The organism is Sphingorhabdus sp. Alg239-R122, assembly GCF_900537065.1.
Lineage (GTDB): Bacteria > Pseudomonadota > Alphaproteobacteria > Sphingomonadales > Sphingomonadaceae > Alg239-R122.
Genome location: NZ_UNRC01000013.1, coordinates 1 through 17,238, shown reverse-complemented (window position 1 = coordinate 17,238; position 17,238 = coordinate 1). Strand labels below are relative to the sequence as shown.

General features: G+C 55.7%; 19 protein-coding genes. 4 read left to right on the top strand and 15 right to left on the bottom strand.

The genetic code is table 11. The annotated features are described in order from the left end of the window. Window positions 1-41: 41 nt before the first annotated feature. Window positions 42-386 carry a DNA-directed RNA polymerase subunit omega gene (rpoZ, locus tag G6Q15_RS10985; RefSeq protein ID WP_164118725.1) on the bottom strand — a complete coding sequence of 115 codons (345 nt, stop codon included), beginning with the start codon at window positions 384-386 and terminating at the stop codon, window positions 42-44. Between the two features lie 104 nt (window positions 387-490). Then, window positions 491-1,117: a methyltransferase domain-containing protein gene (locus G6Q15_RS10980; RefSeq protein ID WP_164118723.1), complete on the bottom strand. Its 627-nt coding sequence runs from the start codon at window positions 1,115-1,117 to the stop codon at window positions 491-493. 143 nt (window positions 1,118-1,260) lie between these two features. Between G6Q15_RS10980 and G6Q15_RS10975 the strand changes: the two genes are divergently transcribed. Next, entirely contained in the window at window positions 1,261-1,602 is a 342-nt protein-coding gene (locus G6Q15_RS10975; RefSeq protein WP_164118721.1) for an antibiotic biosynthesis monooxygenase, read from the top strand. A gap of 47 nt (window positions 1,603-1,649) precedes the next feature. After that, on the top strand, window positions 1,650-2,939 hold the full coding sequence (locus G6Q15_RS10970) for an MFS transporter (protein ID WP_164118800.1): 1,290 nt from the start codon (window positions 1,650-1,652) through the stop codon (window positions 2,937-2,939). A gap of 2 nt (window positions 2,940-2,941) precedes the next feature. On the opposite strand, the gene G6Q15_RS10965 is transcribed toward G6Q15_RS10970, so the two are convergent. From G6Q15_RS10965 to G6Q15_RS10915, 11 genes are all read right to left on the bottom strand, one after another. Further along, window positions 2,942-3,670, bottom strand: coding sequence for a ribonuclease T (locus tag G6Q15_RS10965; protein WP_240330859.1), 729 nt, complete (start codon window positions 3,668-3,670; stop codon window positions 2,942-2,944). A 4-nt stretch (window positions 3,671-3,674) separates the two neighbouring features. Next, the gene (gene nadC, locus G6Q15_RS10960) at window positions 3,675-4,532 is read right to left on the bottom strand and encodes a carboxylating nicotinate-nucleotide diphosphorylase (RefSeq protein WP_164118719.1); all 858 of its coding nucleotides are present in this window, start codon (window positions 4,530-4,532) and stop codon (window positions 3,675-3,677) included. Window positions 4,533-4,542: 10 nt separating this feature from the next. Further along, window positions 4,543-5,547: a quinolinate synthase NadA gene (gene nadA / locus G6Q15_RS10955; protein WP_164118717.1), complete on the bottom strand. Its 1,005-nt coding sequence runs from the start codon at window positions 5,545-5,547 to the stop codon at window positions 4,543-4,545. 84 nt (window positions 5,548-5,631) lie between these two features. Further along, the gene (locus G6Q15_RS10950) at window positions 5,632-6,693 is read right to left on the bottom strand and encodes a kelch repeat-containing protein (protein WP_164118715.1); all 1,062 of its coding nucleotides are present in this window, start codon (window positions 6,691-6,693) and stop codon (window positions 5,632-5,634) included. Beyond that, window positions 6,683-7,288, bottom strand: coding sequence for a DUF4230 domain-containing protein (locus G6Q15_RS10945; RefSeq protein WP_240330858.1), 606 nt, complete (start codon window positions 7,286-7,288; stop codon window positions 6,683-6,685). Before G6Q15_RS10945 ends, G6Q15_RS10950 begins: the two co-directional genes overlap by 11 nt. Then, window positions 7,285-8,154 carry an MBL fold metallo-hydrolase gene (locus tag G6Q15_RS10940; protein WP_164118786.1) on the bottom strand — a complete coding sequence of 290 codons (870 nt, stop codon included), beginning with the start codon at window positions 8,152-8,154 and terminating at the stop codon, window positions 7,285-7,287. The genes G6Q15_RS10945 and G6Q15_RS10940 overlap by 4 nt, the downstream gene beginning before the upstream one ends. Window positions 8,155-8,288: 134 nt before the next feature. Next, the gene (locus tag G6Q15_RS10935; protein WP_164118713.1) at window positions 8,289-9,998 is read right to left on the bottom strand and encodes a M56 family metallopeptidase; all 1,710 of its coding nucleotides are present in this window, start codon (window positions 9,996-9,998) and stop codon (window positions 8,289-8,291) included. Then, complete coding sequence (locus G6Q15_RS10930; RefSeq protein ID WP_164118711.1) at window positions 9,995-10,366, bottom strand: BlaI/MecI/CopY family transcriptional regulator; 372 nt, start codon at window positions 10,364-10,366, stop codon at window positions 9,995-9,997. The genes G6Q15_RS10935 and G6Q15_RS10930 overlap by 4 nt, the downstream gene beginning before the upstream one ends. 119 nt (window positions 10,367-10,485) lie before the next feature. Beyond that, complete coding sequence (locus G6Q15_RS10925) at window positions 10,486-11,895, bottom strand: ATP-binding protein (protein WP_164118709.1); 1,410 nt, start codon at window positions 11,893-11,895, stop codon at window positions 10,486-10,488. Next, window positions 11,892-12,629: a response regulator transcription factor gene (locus tag G6Q15_RS10920; protein WP_164118707.1), complete on the bottom strand. Its 738-nt coding sequence runs from the start codon at window positions 12,627-12,629 to the stop codon at window positions 11,892-11,894. The genes G6Q15_RS10925 and G6Q15_RS10920 overlap by 4 nt, the downstream gene beginning before the upstream one ends. 103 nt (window positions 12,630-12,732) lie before the next feature. Continuing rightward, window positions 12,733-13,341 carry an EF-hand domain-containing protein gene (locus G6Q15_RS10915; RefSeq protein ID WP_164118705.1) on the bottom strand — a complete coding sequence of 203 codons (609 nt, stop codon included), beginning with the start codon at window positions 13,339-13,341 and terminating at the stop codon, window positions 12,733-12,735. Window positions 13,342-13,695: 354 nt separating this feature from the next. On the opposite strand from G6Q15_RS10915, the gene yghU reads away from it, so the two are divergent. Together yghU and G6Q15_RS10905 are read left to right on the top strand one after the other, a co-directional pair. Further along, entirely contained in the window at window positions 13,696-14,577 is an 882-nt protein-coding gene (yghU, locus tag G6Q15_RS10910) for a glutathione-dependent disulfide-bond oxidoreductase (RefSeq protein WP_164118703.1), read from the top strand. 3 nt (window positions 14,578-14,580) lie between these two features. Beyond that, window positions 14,581-15,201: a glutathione S-transferase gene (locus G6Q15_RS10905; protein ID WP_164118701.1), complete on the top strand. Its 621-nt coding sequence runs from the start codon at window positions 14,581-14,583 to the stop codon at window positions 15,199-15,201. A 5-nt stretch (window positions 15,202-15,206) separates the two neighbouring features. On the opposite strand, the gene G6Q15_RS10900 is transcribed toward G6Q15_RS10905, so the two are convergent. Next, the gene (locus tag G6Q15_RS10900; protein WP_164118699.1) at window positions 15,207-16,913 is read right to left on the bottom strand and encodes a serine hydrolase domain-containing protein; all 1,707 of its coding nucleotides are present in this window, start codon (window positions 16,911-16,913) and stop codon (window positions 15,207-15,209) included. Window positions 16,914-17,011: 98 nt separating this feature from the next. Further along, window positions 17,012-17,238, bottom strand: a 227-nt coding sequence (locus tag G6Q15_RS10895; protein ID WP_164118697.1) for a helix-turn-helix domain-containing protein, incomplete at its 5' end; no start/stop codon positions are given.

The following is a 17,238-nucleotide window of genomic DNA, read 5'->3' as shown; positions in this document are numbered from 1 at the left end:
ATGAAACGCTGCGGCCCTTTTATTTTCTCGTGAAACGTTGCTTACGCTTCGAAATCCTTGCTGATCGTGGTGCTGCGTGTCGGTGCGGACGCGGTCAGGCGAAGCGCTTCGGCAGACTGACTGATCGAACCGATTTCATCGGGTGTATCATCATCGTCCAGCTGCACTTTCTGCAGGGACTGTATCAGATTTTCCTTCAGTTCTTTTGGCTTCATGGTTTCTTCGGCGATTTCGCGCAGCGCTACAACCGGATTCTTGTCACGGTCACGCTCAATGGTTAGCTCATCACCGCCTGAAATCTCTCTCGCGCGCTGTGCAGCCACAAGGACGAGGTCAAAACGGTTGGTAACTTTATCTACGCAATCTTCAACGGTAACGCGCGCCATAAATGGTGCTCCATAATCTTAAAAACACTTGGAAAGGACCGCAGATAGGGCGAGTCCCTCCATTTGTCAATGAAATGCGTGGCTCTGCCCGTCTATTGGCAGGGCTATTCTTTCCAGCCCCAGAACAGCTTGCATGGCAGTATGTTCCAGAACTCATAACCACTGTCGATCTTGCGGAAATGCGGGGTCATGAAATCGCGCGCAGCCGCTGTAAACTGATACACCAGAAACGCACCACCCGGGCGCAGCACATCGGCAGTTTTTTGCGCGATTTGTGGCCCCAGATCACCCGGCAATGTAGAAAAGGGCAAGCCGGAAAGCACATAATCGGCATGTTCAAACCCGTGCTCGCGGATAATGTCTTCTACATCCGCCGCGCTGCCATGCACTGCCTTGAACCGGCTGTCAGTAAAGGTTTTGCGCAGATATTCGATAAAATCTTCATTGGTGTCGATCACCAGCAGGGTGGCATCACCCTTCATACGCTCAAGAACAGGACCGCAAAATGTACCGATTCCCGGGCCATATTCGACAAACAGGTTGGTGTTTCCCCAATCCACCGGTGCCAGCATCTTTTTCACGGTATAGCGCGAGGACGGGATGATCGACCCCACCATGACGGGATGTTTGACAAAGCCTTTGAAAAAGACACCCCACGGCCCGAAAAAGCGGGTGATGCGGGACTTGATGCGATGGCCAAGCGAATGTTCGGCCAGATCGGATGATGTCATGTAATTCTCTTTATATGGCGCCGGTGGCGATTAAGCCGCTGCCATCGCAAATATCTGCATATATTGCAACAATCGATAGATGTGTGCACGTGCATATAAGATGAAGCTGTTCTTTGCTGCGCAGCCGCGATAGAGGGATGGGCATGTCATCTGCTCCATCGCTCAACTCGCAGGATATTCCGCCCGGCAGCATCGCTGTTATCTTTACCGCGCAGCGCACGGATAAGGATGAAGCGGGATATCAGTCTGCAGCGCAGCGTATGGAAGAACTGGCGGTGGCCCAGCCAGGTTTTGTCGCCGTTGAAAGCGTGCGCGGCGAGGATGGTCTGGGCATTACGGTGAGTTACTGGAAAAGCGATGCGGATGCGAAAGCGTGGCGCGACAATGCTGAACATGCTGCGATCCGTGAGCAGGGCCGTGCGCGCTGGTACAGCACCTATACGCTCTATGTGGCGCGGGTTGAGCGCGGCTATCAATGGCCGTGAACACATCTCCCCTGTCTGGCGCGAATGACCGCTTGCCCAATGACCGGATGGCGATCCTGTTTCTCGTCATGCTGGTCACCGCGGCGGGTAATACCGCGATGCAGTCGATCATGCCGTCCATCGGTACAGAGCTGGGCGTCTCGGACTTCTGGGTCTCGCTGGCCTATAGCTGGTCGGCGCTGCTCTGGGTGATGACTGCTCCGCGCTGGGCGCGCATGTCGGACCGGCGCGGGCGCAAGGCGCTGATGAAACTCGGCATGTGGGGCTTTATCAGCTCGTTCAGCCTTTGCGCGCTGGCGCTGTGGTTCGGGTTGCAGGGCATATTGTCTGGCGCTGTGACATTGCTGGTCTTTGCTATATTCCGCAGCCTGTATGGCGGGCTGGGATCAGCTGCACCGCCCGCGGTGCAGGCTTATGTCGCCTCACGCACCGCGCGGTCGGAGCGGACCAAGGCGCTGTCGGTTATCGCTTCTTCTTTCGGGCTCGGTACGGTCATCGGCCCGGCCATCGCGCCGCTGATTATTTTTCCGTTCCTCGGGCTACTGAGCCCGTTTGTACTGTTTGCGCTGTTCGGCCTGATTGTGCTGGCCGCGCTACGCTTGCGCCTGCCTAACGATGACCCGCGCTTCGCCGCAAAAGGGCAGGTGATTTCGGAGCCCTATGGTACGGCATCCTCTAGCACGAAGCTAAGCGATGACAGCGATGATGAAAGCGTGGAAACTGCCGCGCAGACGGCACTTAAATGGACCGATACGCGGCTAAGGCCGTGGTTTGTTTCCGGCCTGATTGGCGGCCATGCCCATGCAATATTGCTAGGTGTTATCGGCTTCCTTGTACTCGACCGGCTGGGCCTGCGCGACGCGCCTGAGCTGGGCGCGCAGTCGGTTGGCATTGTGTTGATGGCTGGGGCGTTCGCCACTTTGGTCTCGCAATGGGGGCTGATACCCTATCTGGGCATGGGGCCGCGCACATCGGTGCTCTGGGGCATGGCACTGGGCGGGGCAGGCTCACTGATCGTTGGTCTCGCAGGCGATTTGCACGGTATAACCATTGGCTATGCGCTGGCATCGCTTGGCTTTGGCCTGTTCCGGCCCGGCTTTACAGCGGGCGCATCGCTTGTGCTTACGCGCGCGGAACAGGGGCAGGTGGCAGGCATGGTTGCGTCGATCAATGGCGCCGCCTTTGTCTTTGCTCCTGCGATTGGCGTTGCCATTTACGGCTGGAATGAAATGGTCGCATTTGGATTGTTGATATTGCTGTGTGCGGTGCTGCTGCTCTGGGGATATCGCACGCTCCAGCTGGATTCAGTGCTGGAAAAAAGCGGGATACCGGAGTGATTCTATAGCCCGCGCCAGATTTTGATGGTGCGGTTTGCACGCTGCCGCCGATTATGCATGGCGCAGCGGCGCGGACGGAAATTTTTCGCAAGGCACAGCCGCACTTCCTCCAGCCAGCCACGGCCATTGGTCTTCACCAGTACCATGTCATGTTCCAACCCTGGATTGGCGGCGGCAAACGCCCTGCGAAATGCTCCGATGGTAAGCGGCTTGCGGGACAGCGCTGACATGTCGGGATAGCGCACCGCATCATACATGACGCGGGAGATGCGAAAGTAAGTGCCAGGCTGACGTGTCATGCAGCTGCCATGCTTGGCCCACTGCCGCGCGATAAGCCGTTCGGACGGGATGGTGCACATGTTCTTGCGGATAGTGTCGCGCGGAACGGGTTTTTGCCATGCACACCAGCGCGGATAGTCACTGCCGCGTGTTTCGGGCCATAGCCCGTGCAGGATAAAGCCGAAATCGCCGAGCGTGCCGCCGCATTGGCCCTTGTGCCGGCGGCTTTCCTGCCGCGTGCGGCAGAATTCGGGGGACCAGCTGAGCGCGAGCAGATAACCGTCCACCTGTTTGACACGGCGCGATTCATCAGCGGGCTTGCGCACCTGTGGCACCGCACCCACCCCGCGCGGGATGCGGCACTGATAGGCCTGGGCCAGTGCGGGCGTGGACATCGCCAGTGCGAGCCATGCTGCAATAAGTACGGCAGCTATTCTACGAAAATCCGGCACCTGCTTAAACCTGCGCGAAATCAAGACCGATATCGGCAGCGGGTGCGCTTTGCGTCAGGCGGCCGACTGAAATGAAATCGACGCCCGTCTCGGCAATATCGCGGATCGTGTCAAGATTGACCCCGCCCGAGGCCTCGGTCGGCACGCGGCCCCCGATCAGTGTCACCGCGCCGCGCAATACGGAAGGCTCCATATTGTCGAGCAACAGGTGCGTTGCGCCTGCCTCAAGCGCCGGTTCGATCTGGTCAACCCGGTCCACTTCGACAATAATGCGTTCAATACCCGCGGCCACGGCGCGGCGCACTGCCTCGCCAATATCGCCTGCCACCGCGACATGGTTGTCCTTGATCATCGCCGCATCCCATAGGCCCATACGGTGGTTCTGCGCGCCGCCCATGCGGGTCGCGTATTTTTCCAGTACGCGAAGGCCAGGTATTGTCTTACGCGTGTCGAGCAGGGTCGCACCCGTGCCCGCAATCCGGTCCACGTAAGTATGCGCCATAGTGGCAATGCCGGTCAGGTGCTGCACGGTGTTGAGCGCGCTGCGTTCCGCGGTCAGCAATGCCTGACCGCCCCCTTTCAGCCGCATAACATCGGTTCCCGCCGCGACTTTTTCGCCTTCTTCCACCAATATCTCGATCTCGACATGCGGGTCGCGTGCGCGGAAAAAAGCCTCTGCAATCGGCAGTCCCACAATCACCGCCTCATGCCGGCTGTCCATCACCCCGGTGAATATTGCATCCGCAGGGATCACGGCCTCAGAGGTAATATCCCCGACAAAATCCGGCGCGGGACCCAAATCCTCTGCAAAGGTGGATTGCACAAAGGCATCCAGGTCGAAACGGTTGAGCTTAAAAGTCATAGGTGATGCATCAACCCTTATGCGCCAGGTCTTTCGGGCCGAGATCACCCTGGCCTACGGTGCCGCTCGACATCTCCATCATGCGGTCGAGTGATTTTTTGGCCTCCAGGCGGAGTTCCTCTTCAATCTCGATGCGCGGTTCGAGATCGCGGAGTGCCATATAGAGCTTTTCCATCGTGTTGAGCGCCATATAGGGGCAGATATTGCAGTTGCAGTTGCCGTCCGCGCCGGGCGCGCCGATAAATGTCTTTTCGGGCACGGCCTTTTCCATCTGGTGGATGATATGCGGCTCGGTGGCGATGATCACGGTATCTGCCGGCGTTTCCTTCGCGAATTTCAGGATCGAACTGGTCGAGCCGACATGGTCGGCATGTTCAACAATGTGCGCCGGGCATTCGGGATGCGCGGCAATCGGCGCGTCCGGATATTCGGCCTTCAGCTTGATAAGCTCGGTCTCGCTGAATTTTTCATGCACGATACACACGCCGGGCCAAAGCAGCATGTCGCGACCGGTTTTGCGTGCGAGATAGCCGCCCAGATGTTTGTCGGGGCTGAAAATAATGGGCTGATCTTCAGGTATCTGGCTCAGGATTTTTTCCGCCGAAGATGAGGTGACGATAATGTCGCTGAGCGCCTTCACCTCGGTCGAGCAGTTGATATAGGTGAGCGCGATATGATCAGGATTGGCCTCGCGGAACGCCTTGAATTTGTCGGGCGGGCAGGAGTCTTCCAAAGAGCAGCCCGCGTCAAGGTCGGGCAGCACCACGGTTTTCTGCGGGGAGAGGATCTTGGCGGTTTCGGCCATGAATTTCACCCCGCAAAAGGCGATGACTTCAGCGTCGGTTTCTGCCGCCTTGCGTGACAGTTCAAGCGAATCCCCGACAAAATCGGCAATATCCTGAATCTCCGGCTTCTGGTAATAATGCGCGAGGATGATGGCATTGCGGTCTTTGCGCAGCCGGTCGATTTCAGCGCGCAGGTCTAGCCCGCTCAGATTTTCGGTTTGCACGGTCATGAAGGTATTTCCTTATTTTTACGCGGGCCGAACCCGTGATATTCCTGTTTCATTTATGAATATGCCATGCGGGCGGGCATAATATCAATCATCAATGCGAAATTCGGTGATTTTGCCAGCCACATTGCGGTCCGTGTCCATACCGCCGACCAGATAATAGCGCCCTTGGTGATGCGGCAGGCCTCGATAATCCATGCCAGGCGCGGGCATGGTGCCGAGTGTTTCCCAGTGGTTGCTGCCAAAATCATAGGCAAAGATCATATCCGAAGCCTCGGACGGGACACCGTCATAACCGATGCCGTTATAATTATACGGATTGTCGCCGCCGCCCGCGAATATCACGCGCCCGCCCGCTTCATCGCCGGTCGATGCCATGCGATATAAAGGTTTGCCGGGGTGCGGCGGGACTTTGCGCCATGCGATTTTTGCGGGGTCTGCCGCGTCGATATCGCCGCGCCACGCCTCATCCACTGCGCCAAACTGGCGGCGGCCCTTTTTCATGCCGACAACCGCCACGCCATCGGCAATGAGTATCGAACTGCCCGCAATGCCGCCCGCATGGCCAAATACCGGCGCGCCGGGATAGTCTGTGGCCCGGCGCCAGGTGTCCGTTTGTGTATCATAAAGCTGCACATGGCTGACATTGCCATCATCGTGCCAGCCGGAAACCAGGTAGATATAGCGGCCCTGATAGACAGCCGCGACCATGTCATCGACCGGTACCGGCATATCGGCGACACGGGTATAGCGATCACTCTTGGGGTCGAATGCGAACACTTCCGGTGTAGATTTCTCATCGCCATTTTCGGCCACAGTGTAGCCGCCGAAGATGTATATTTTATCCGCAACCGTCACCGCCGCGCTTGCGAGACGGCCTTGCGGAACGGGCACGGGCGCGATTTTGCGGCAAATACGATTTTCCACCGGGCAGGCAAAGGCTGCATTGCTCGTGTCATTCCAGGCCTTGCCGCTTGTCAGGCCGTTAAAGCTATACAGCGTTGGTCCGTTTCCGGATATGCCGAGCGCTACGGCATTATTACTATGCGGTTCGGGTAGCGACATGGACTGGCCTGTTTCTGATGCGCTTTGCGGCGCGCAGGCAGCAACCACAAGCGTCGCGAAAAATACAAGAAATCTATTCTGCAAAACCTGCCCTCACTTCCGCTTCGATGCCGACTGCGCGTAGTGGTAGGCTAAAGCTGGTTTCTACCGCCTTGATTGCCGCGGCACGCGCCAGCCGCATTGGTGTATCTTCACGTGCCTGCCTGATAATGTCGGTGCGCGCTGCCTGCCGGTTCGCTTTGTCAAAGTCAGGTTCATCGCCCGTCACATAGAGGATAAACTCACCATCAACATATTCCTGCGGCGCTTCAGCATCAAATTCGGGGCCGCCCAGCTCAATTGGCGGCAGGGTGATGGAAAGCGTGCCGTTGTTCTCATCCCATGACAGATCGCTGCGCTCCAGTTTCGACAGATCTATTTCATAGCGCACCGTACCGGGCAGGATCAGCGTTTTTTGCGAGCGGAAACCGAGGCGTTTATTCGACGTCGTGGCAATTGAAACGAACCGCGCAGTAAACGGCACCAGCCGGTTCTGTTCCTTGAACGCTTCCAGGCTGGTGGAGACGATGGTCTCAGGGTCAGGCGTGCGGAAATGGTCATAGGTGAGCCAGCCGACGGCAGCTATGGCCAGCAGGCCAAGGCCGATCACGAATAGGCTGATATTCTTGAAAGCGTTCACGTCATCTTCCAGTCTTCACCGCTGCGTGCTACGTGGCCCCGGTTTTTCAAGTCAATCAGGTGCGCCAGCACCGATCGCCCCGCCGCACCGAACAGGCGGGAGTCGAGACCCTTGTACATAAGCGGCACCATGGCATCGATGGTTTTCAGTCCGCTTTCCAGATGGCGCAGTATCTGTCGTTCGCGCTGTTTGCGGTGCCCCATCATGCCGCGCACAAGCTGACGCGGTTTTTCCACTGCGGGGCCATGGGCGGGGTAGTAAATCCGGTCTTCGCGTTCGTACATTTTCTGCATCGATGCCATATAATCGGCCATATCGCCATCGGGCGGGGATATGACCGATGTTGACCAGCCCATGACATGGTCGCCGGTAAAGACCGCTCCGCTTTCCATCACCGCATAGCATAGATGGTTGCTGGTATGGCCGGGAGTGGCAATAGCTTCGAGTGTCCAGCCGTCGCCGGACAGCTGTTCGCCATCTGCCAAAATGCGATCTGGCGTGTAGCTTTTGTCAAAAGCTTCATCCGCGCGCGGACCGTCATCTGATAGCGCCAGCGGTGCACAGCCGATAATGGGCGCGCCGGCCTGCCGGGCCAGGGGGGCAGCGGCGGGGCTGTGATCGCGGTGCGTATGGGTGCAGCAGATCGCTGTCACCCGGGCATCTCCAACAGCCGCCATGATTGCTTCTATATGGGCTCTGTCTGCCGGGCCTGGATCAACAACCGCCACATTAGCTCCTGCACCGACCAGATAGGTCTGCGTGCCGGTATAGGTATAGGGCGAAGGATTACCCGCCAGTACGCGGCGCACCAACGGTTCCAGTTGTTCGCATATCCCGGTGGGGTAAGGTTTTGCGGGGATGTTCATTGCGCCACCCTGCCACGCCTTGCGGTAAAGATAAACCGGATATGGCCTGCCATGCGAACCGGTATGCAATGTAAAAAGGGCGCGCCATGATGGCACGCCCTTCCTTACGCGTCGATGTGATCGGCTTGGGGAGCTTACTCTACACGCGCGCGCAACCGGGCAATTTCGCTGTCGAGCCTGGCGATTATTTTTGTGCGCAGGTCATTTGGAATCTCCCCCTCGGACGCAAGGTCGCTACGGGCTTCAATCAGGCCTTCCAGCGCCTGTGCCCGCGCTTCTTTGGCATTTTTTTCGCCGCAAATGAATACCTTGACTTCCTGTTTGCCATTTTCGTTGCTGGTAACGGCTGTTGCGCTGCCATCTGCGCCTTCGGTGCATTTTTCATTGATGCTGATGGAAGGGAACATGGCAACGACGGCGTCATGGTCAATTCCGGTGCCTTCATGATCATAACCGCTACTGCCCGAGATGATTATTTTACGTTCATATTTTTTATCGCCGTCTTTCTTGGTTTTGGTCCATTTACTCTCATGCTTGGTTTGCATTTTGATAATCTTGCGCTTGGACTTTTGGGCGTCGGCAAAAATGCGTATCCTGTCAGCCTTCACCTTTGAAGCTTCTACTCTTGCAATTTTGGCGCGAAGTTTAGCGTCGCTAAGTTTTTTGTCCGTGCGCAGGACGATGGTTTTTTCGTCCCCGGGTGTATATTCCCCGGTAACCTTATAAACATATGCAGTCTTGCCGCCTTCTGTTTCCGCGGAGACATCGATTGTGGCATCTTCAAACTCGAGCGGTGCAATGGGCGGTGGAGGCGGTTCGGGTGTCATGGCGTCTGCCAGTGCCGGCGGAGGCGGCGGGGCAGGCGGCGCTTCGGCCGATGCGATGGGTTCCGGGGTCGCAGGTGGTTCGGGTGCCTGTTGCACGGCATAGCTGATTGTCGCGGTCATACCGAGTGCTATGACAAGACCGCCACTGACCATGAACTTTCCGGTTGTGCTGCGAAGTTTTGATTTTTCTTTCATTGCCATGATGGACAACCTCTCCTTCAAACTATTCTTGCTATTAAGTGGACTGGCAAAAGCCAGGTTCCTTCCTGTCGCGGCCTGTGCAATTACAGCGCCATAGGCCTGTTTTTCGGGTAAAGGCCTGCTGCGGATGACACGCGCATCGCATGCGGCCTCCTGATCAAACCGAAATTGTCGCCACGCCAGCCATGCCAGCGGATTGAACCAGTGCAGTGAGAGCACGAGCAGCGCGGCAAAATTGGCCCATAGATCGCCCGAGCGGTGATGTGCAATTTCATGAGCGAGGATCATTTCGCGTTGCGCAGCATTGTAGGATTGACGGAATCCAATGGGCAGTGCGATATATCTGCGTAGCAGCCCAAAGGCGAAGGGGCCGTCAATACCGGCAACTTCGATCACGTCAATCTCATGCACCCGCTCTATATGCACGGCATCTGCGAGCAGCTCTTCGCGCCGCTGGGCATAGCTTACCAGCTGCACCAGCAGGAAAATGGACGCACCGCCAATCCACAGCACCGGCCAGAAATAGGGGCTTTCATAGAATGCCATAGTGGAAGGAGCCGTTGCGGCCGTGGTGACTGTGTCCGATGCCTGGATTATGTAATAGGCCGTTTCGGCCACGCCTTCGGGCGGTGCTTCCACTGTGCGTGTGATGGATGGCATCACCATGCGCGCTGCCGGGATAAGCCATAGTAGATAGGCAATTTGCGGCCCGAACAGCCTTGCAACAGGCCTGCGCGCCAGCATTACCAATACGATCAAAAGCGAAACGGAGAACAACGTGTCGCCGGCCCATGTGAGGAGAAATTCACTATTCATGATTTCATCTCCCGAATCAGTGCTTCGATTTCTGCAATATCCTCATCGCTCAGCGCTTCGCTTTCGGCGAGATGTGCAAATAGCGGTCCGGCCCGCCCGCCAAATAGGCGGTCCACCAAACGCCCGGATTCAGCGCTGACGTAATCGGTTTTTTTCAGGATAGGTGCATAGAGAAAACGGCGCCCGTCGCGCTCATGGCTGATGGCTCCTTTGCCAGCCAGCCGGGACAGCAAGGTCTTTACCGTCTGCAGGCTCCAGTCGCGGCTTTCCTCAAGCGTTTCCGCAACTTGAGATGCCGTTTGGGGTGATGTATCCCACAAAATTTCCATAACCGCATATTCGGCTTCGCTGATGCGCTCTATAGCCATATCCGCCTCCTGAGATGTTTTCGGTTATCGACTACGTATGTAGTCAACACGTTTACATGTGTAAACAATAAATCGGATATTTTTTATTAAGCTTGGCTGAACAACGCCTGACAGTAAAGTTACGTGGTAATCCTGGGCAAGGTAAATTCTGCCATAAGTCCTTCTATAACAACGCCTTTATCATCTATGCGATTTGCAATGCGCAATTTGCCGCCATGTTGCTCGGCAATGGCGCGGGCGAGCGTCAGACCAAGTCCGGACCCGCCTGTAGCCAGGTTTCGCGAGCTCTCGAGTCGCGCAAAAGGTTCAAACATGCGGGCCATATCTGCCTCTGCAATACCTGGTCCATCATCATCAATTCGTATGATTACACTGTCTTCTGCCTGATACAGGCTGATGCGTGCCTGCTCGCCATAGCGTACCGCATTGCTGATAAGGTTGCGAACCGCGCGGCGCATCCATGTGATATGCAGGGGCATGACGATACGCGGGCTTTCGGCCAGCTCCACATCCTTGCCAAGATCCGCAAACTCCTCTGCGACTGTCTGTATCAACGCCGTCAGATTAACCTGTTCCGGGGCGTCCATGGGATGACCGACTCGTGCCAGCACCAGTATGTCATCGAGCGTACGGTTAATATCTTCAACCCCGGCAATCATTTGCACACGCTGTGCATCATCATCCATGTTTTCGAGCCGCACGCGCAGCGCGGCAAGCGGTGTTTTCAGATCATGGCCGATAGCGCCCAGCATAACGTCTTTTTCGTTGATCATTGTGCTGATGCGCGCGCTCATATCGTTAAATGCCTGGGTAAGTTGGCTGATATCCTGCGGCCCGCTGGGGGTCAGCGTGACCGGCTCCTGCCTGTCGCGAAATTCATGCACGCTCTTAGTCAATGTTCGCAAAGGTCGCGACACCCGGCGGATCAGGAGCGCCATCGGCACAAGTAGCACGAGATAAAGGATCAGCGTCTGCAAGATAAGAAAGCCGTTAATATTGCCGCGGCGTGGCGGCGCGGCATAGCGGGCGGACAGCCACTGCCCGTCTTCCTTCTGCACCGCTGCCAAAATGGTCGTGCGATAGGTTCCATTCTTGCTATCCAGCGCTTCGTTGGCCAATTGCCTTCGCCTGCGTTGTGGCATGGGCTGGTCCAGATGGGCGATGGCGATATCCTGTATTTCGAGGCCATTATTGCCAAGATAATCCGATAATCTATCTTCAACATTGGGCAGTCGGCGCATGCCGGGTGTGATCGGGTTATGCGCCGAAAGAGCATATCGCCCGCGTCGCATCCAGCGTGGCCTGCGGTGTTTCCCCCTATTGTCGCCGCGTGTCAGCGGCTGGCCCGCCTCTACACGGTCCCATGCACCGATCAGGCGTACGGCTGCACTGCTGGCTATCTGGTTTTCGATCGCCTGTTTTTGTGTCCGGTAAATCATCGCCGCGTTGATAAGCTGCGCAACCAGCAATGCCAGTGCAAGCGACAGCAGCAATTGCCCGGCCAGGCTTTTGGGCCACAGCCGCATCATGAGCGTTCATCCGCAATGATCTGTGTTACATTTGCAGCCAACATATAGCCGCCGCCCCAGACGGTCTGGATAAGCTCGGGGTTTTTGCTGTCGGCTTCAATTTTCTTGCGCAGCCGGCTGACCTGATTGTCAATCGCGCGGTCAAACAGGTTCGCCTCGCGCCCCTGCACCATGTCGAGTAGCTGGTCACGATTGAGCACTTGGCCAGCATGTTCGGCAAAGACATTCAAAAGCCTGTATTCGGCGGCAGATATGGGTACATGCACACCCTCGGGGTCGGTAAGCTGGTGCTTAATGGTATCGAGCAGCCACCCGTCAAACTCATAGCCAGACACCTGTGCGTCGCGCGCCACCTGCCCTGTCCTGTGAGCGCGGCGCAGCACGGTTTTGATCCGTGCCACCAGCTCACGTGGGTCAAATGGCTTGACGACATAATCGTCCGCACCGATTTCCAGGCCGATGATCCTGTCGGTGGCTTCCCCTTTTGCGGTGAGAAGGATCACCGGCATGTCAGCGGTTTCGGAAATATGACGGCACAGGCTCAACCCGTCTTCGCCGGGCATCATGATGTCCAGCAAGGCGATGTCAAACCGCGCCTTGCGCATTTCGCTGCGCGCTTTGGATGCATTTTCCGCCTCTGTCACACGCATATTCTGCCGCTCTAGATATTCGGTAAGCGGCTGTCTGATGCTTGGCTCATCATCGATGAGAAGGATATGTGTCTGGTCGGTCATCTATGTCCATCTTTGCACAGCGCACACATGATATGCCATGAAAAACGCCGACCTTGTGCGAGGGGGAACACGAAGGCCGGCGTTTATTGCTAGTGCGAAGGTGTTATCCGCGGTTGCCGCGGCGCTCTTTGCGCATTTCGCGGGCGGCCTTGCGTTCGTCCGCTGTCACCTGGCCGTCATTATTGGTGTCGGCCCGGTCAAAACGCTGCATAGCCGCAGCGGTGAACTCCGCCTTGCTGATGCTGCCATTACCGTCAGTGTCGGCACGCTTCATCATGCCCTTGCCGCCACGGCGACCATGGCGCATGCCTTTTTTACCGCGCTTACCGCGTTTGCCAGCTTTATCGCCATGCTTTTTCATTTCTTCCATGGAAAGGCCGCCACTATTGTCGGTGTCACGCTTGGCAAAACGCTTCGCGCGTTTTTCTGCACGGAAGGCTTCCATTTCGGCCATTGAAACTTCGCCATTGCTATCGACATCCATTTTCGCAAAGCGGGCCGCATGACGTGCTTCACGATCGGCCTTGTCAATCTGGCCATCCTGATTGGCATCCATTTTTGCAAAACGCTTTTCAACCGACGCACTCAGCTCTGCACGGGTCAATATACCATCGCCATTGGCATCGCGGCTGCCGCGATCGCCAGGGGCTGCAATGGCTGCAGTGGCTGTAAGTGCGACAGCTGCAATCGAAGTGAGGTAAATTTTTTTCATAGTCAAAATCCTTTCAATAGGTTGGAGCTGCCTTGGGATGAGAGAGGGGAGATAAAGCAGCTCCTTGAAGCCTTTATAGGGTGCATTTGTCGCATAAATTTGCCCGAACGGCCATAAATTGTCGCAAATTGTATCAATATGCGCGGTGCGTTCATATGTGCGAAAGCTGCTATACCTGCACGGTGCCATATACGTGACGGCTACATACGTGACGGGATGACAAATGCCTTCTTCTGGTCCACAAAGAAGATATATTTTGCCAATCGGGCAATACATCCTAATTTTGAGCAGACAGACATAGCATACCAAAAGCTGTGAAATGAAACAGTTCAATTATTTCCCGGGAGATTAAGAATGAGCGATAATAACGAATATGTACCGCCCAAAATCTGGACATGGGACAAGGAAAGCGGCGGCAAGTTCGCCAATATCAACCGTCCTATATCGGGCGCGATGCATGACAAGGAATTACAGGTCGGCAAGCACCCGCTGCAGCTCTACTCACTGGCGACGCCCAATGGTGTGAAAGTCACAATCATGCTCGAAGAGCTTCTTGCGCTCGGCCATGGCGGCGCGGAATATGATGCCTGGCTCATCAATATTGGCGAAGGCGACCAGTTTGGTAGCGGCTTTGTCGGCGCCAATCCCAATTCCAAGATTCCGGCATTGATGGACCATAGCGGCTCCAAGCCGGTGCGTGTTTTTGAATCAGGTTCGATCCTGATGTACCTGGCGGAAAAGTTTGGCGAATTCCTGCCACAGGGCGGTACGGCACGCGCCGAAACACTGTCCTGGCTGTTCTGGCAGATGGGCAGCGCGCCCTATCTGGGTGGCGGGTTCGGCCATTTCTATGCCTATGCGCCGTTCAAGATGGAATATCCCATTGACAGGTTTGCGATGGAGGTAAAACGGCAACTGCACGTGCTCGACACGCATTTGGCAGGTAACAGCTATATGGCAGGCGATACCTATACTATTGCCGACATGGCGATCTGGCCCTGGTATGGCGGTATGGCCAAGGGTGTGCTGTATGACGCGGCGGAGTTCCTGCAGGTGGATGAATATAAAAACCTGCAGCGCTGGGCCGATCAAGTTGGGCAGCGCCCCGCCGTACAGCGCGGGCGAATGGTGAACCGGCCCTTTGGCGAACTGTCGAGCCAGCTGCACGAACGACATGATGCGAGTGACTTTGATACCAAGACGCAGGACAAGCTGCAGGCGGGTGAGGAAGAATAGGCGATGAAACTCTATGACAGCATAAGAGCGCCCAATCCGCGCCGTGTCCGCTGGTTCATGGCGGAAAAGCGGATTGAAGATGTTGAAATCGAGCAGGTGTCACTGTTTGAGGGACAGCATCGCACGGCGGAATATCGTGCCAAGGCGGGGCTTCCCAATGTGCCTGCTCTGGAGCTGGATGATGGCACCGTGTTTACCGAATCGATCGCGATTTGCCGTTATCTGGAAAGCGTCTATCCCAGGCCCAATATGTTTGGCCGTGATGCCAGTGAAATTGCTGTGATCGAGATGTGGACGCGCCGCGCCGAAATGATGGTGGCGACGCCTTTTATGATCGCGGTGCGCCATTCGCATCCCGCCATGGCGGCGCTGGAAAAACAGGACTCCGATATGGCGAAGACCAATCTGAAAACTGCCGAACGCGGACTCAAAATGCTGGACCGCCAGCTTGGAAGCAACAAATTTATCGCCGCGGACCGCCTGACCATTGCTGATATTATCGCTTTTACCGGCATTGATTTCATGCGGATGGTGAAATACCGGCCGCCTGAAGAGCTCACCAACCTGATGCGCTGGCATAAAGTGATGAACGAACGCCCGGCGGCAAAGGCGGGCATGGAGTAGTACATTCAGTCAGTTTGCCGCCCGAACCAGACATTGTTGGCAACCGCGCCCGAAATCTTGCATCCGATAATCGCACCTGCATCATCACGGACAAATTCGACATTCTGGAAATGGGCCGATTCGGGGGAAATGAAACGGTCCGGCTGAAAGGGTGTCATAGTGATGGAGGGCAGGCGTACGTGTGCTGCCGTTAGGGCACCATCCTGCACTCGGAATTTATATCGGGTCTGCAGTTCTTCGCTGAAATAGGAACCAGTGAATTCATCAAGTTTCACATTATCGGCATCAAATGGCAAAGGCTGGATCCGCGGAGCCTTCAGCTTCCCGTTAAGGCTTAGAATATATGTAAGTGATGGTGACTGTCCGCTTCTGCCCGGCGCGAATTCGATCGAGTTATTCTGTGCAGCGTTCAGCATGAAGCGGCGGGGGCCGACTTGTTCCAACGGGATTTTTGCGTTGCTGCCCGGCGGAGAGAAAAGAAGATTTTCGCCATCCGCCGTGAAGGAGAATATGATACCTTTGAACAATTCGTAGGAACCGGTGAATTCTTCCAGAAGTTCCGAAGTGGCTTTTTGCCATGCCGTGGCTGGCGGTGCAGAAAATGCAGGGCGGTCGCGCAGGATTATATCAGCTACCGAGAATGCTATTTTTGCCATATCGAAATCTGATCTGTTGCTGATAACTGATACTGCAAGCCGCTCTGAAGGGATACGGATCAGAAAGGAACGATACCCGCCGATACGGCCGCCATGTACCCAGCTGTCCATACCTTTGTAATGCCTTAACTCTTGTCCGCGTGCCAAGGTGGCATCCGTGCCATCGGGCAATCTGCTGCGCTGTTTCATATGCGCAAAAACTTCCGGATCACCGACGGTCTGTGTTTCGAAATTCCTGGCCCATTTCAAAAGATCCACTGACGTGGTTTGCACGCCTGTTGATCCCGTAATCCCCGTGTTCAGGCTAGCTTTCGCAAATCCATTGCCGCGTGGATAATAAGAATAAGCACGGTTTTTAACGGTGATGGAGCTGTCTTCATGAATTGTAGTGCCCTGCATATCAAGCGGGGTAAAAATACGCTTCTGCATAAACTCTGCAAATGGTTGTCCAGAAACTTTAGCGATAATCCGTGCGAGCAGGAAATAGTTGCTGTTATTATATTCGAACTTCTCGCCCGGCACGAAGTTCAAACCGGCTTGTCCCGACACGAGCCGATATGCCTGTGCGTTGGTCATCACGTCGTCATTGTACCAGCCCGCCATTGCCAGCAATGAGCTTTCATCCCTGAGGCCGCTTGTATGATCGAGCAGGTGCCGCACTGTTATTACATGCCCGGTATCGCGCATTTCGGGCAAGTGCTTGCGGATATCGTCATCAAGGGAAATTCGCCCTTCCGAAACCAGCATTAGTGCTGCAAAAGCCGTAAACTGTTTTGACACCGATGCGATATGGAATGAAGTCTTGCCTGTGATCGGGACATCATATTCAAGATTGGCAATGCCAAAGCCTTCGTTGAAAACGGTCTTGCCATCCAGCATAACGGAAACAGCGACACCAGGTGCCTTGTCGCTATCCCATGGAGCCAGTAGTTGACGCAGCTCTTCGCACAATGTCTGTTCGCCTTGTTTGGATGTGTCCTCGCATACGGCGAAAACCGGGCTGGCGCTGCATGCCAGTGCCAGTGTGATGAAGGCTTTGCATATCCACTGTGTCATCAGGCGATCTCCATTTGTGCGGGGAAATATGCCTTGGCATGATGATTCCTCGTCCGGACATCGACCGGATTGGGAAAGTCGAACGCATTAATCTGATATTATTCCGCAGTACCCCTGCCGTCCGTCGCGTGGCCACGCCTGTATTGCGTCGGGGTGCTGCCAGTATGTTTTCTGAATGCGGTGTTGAAAGAGGATTTCGAATTGAAGCCGACCGCGTAGAGAATTTCCAGCACGGTCATATCAGGGGATGACAGCAGAATATCCTGCGCCGCTGAGACCCGGTAACCGTTCACGAAATCAAAAAAGCTGAACGACAGTTTTGCAT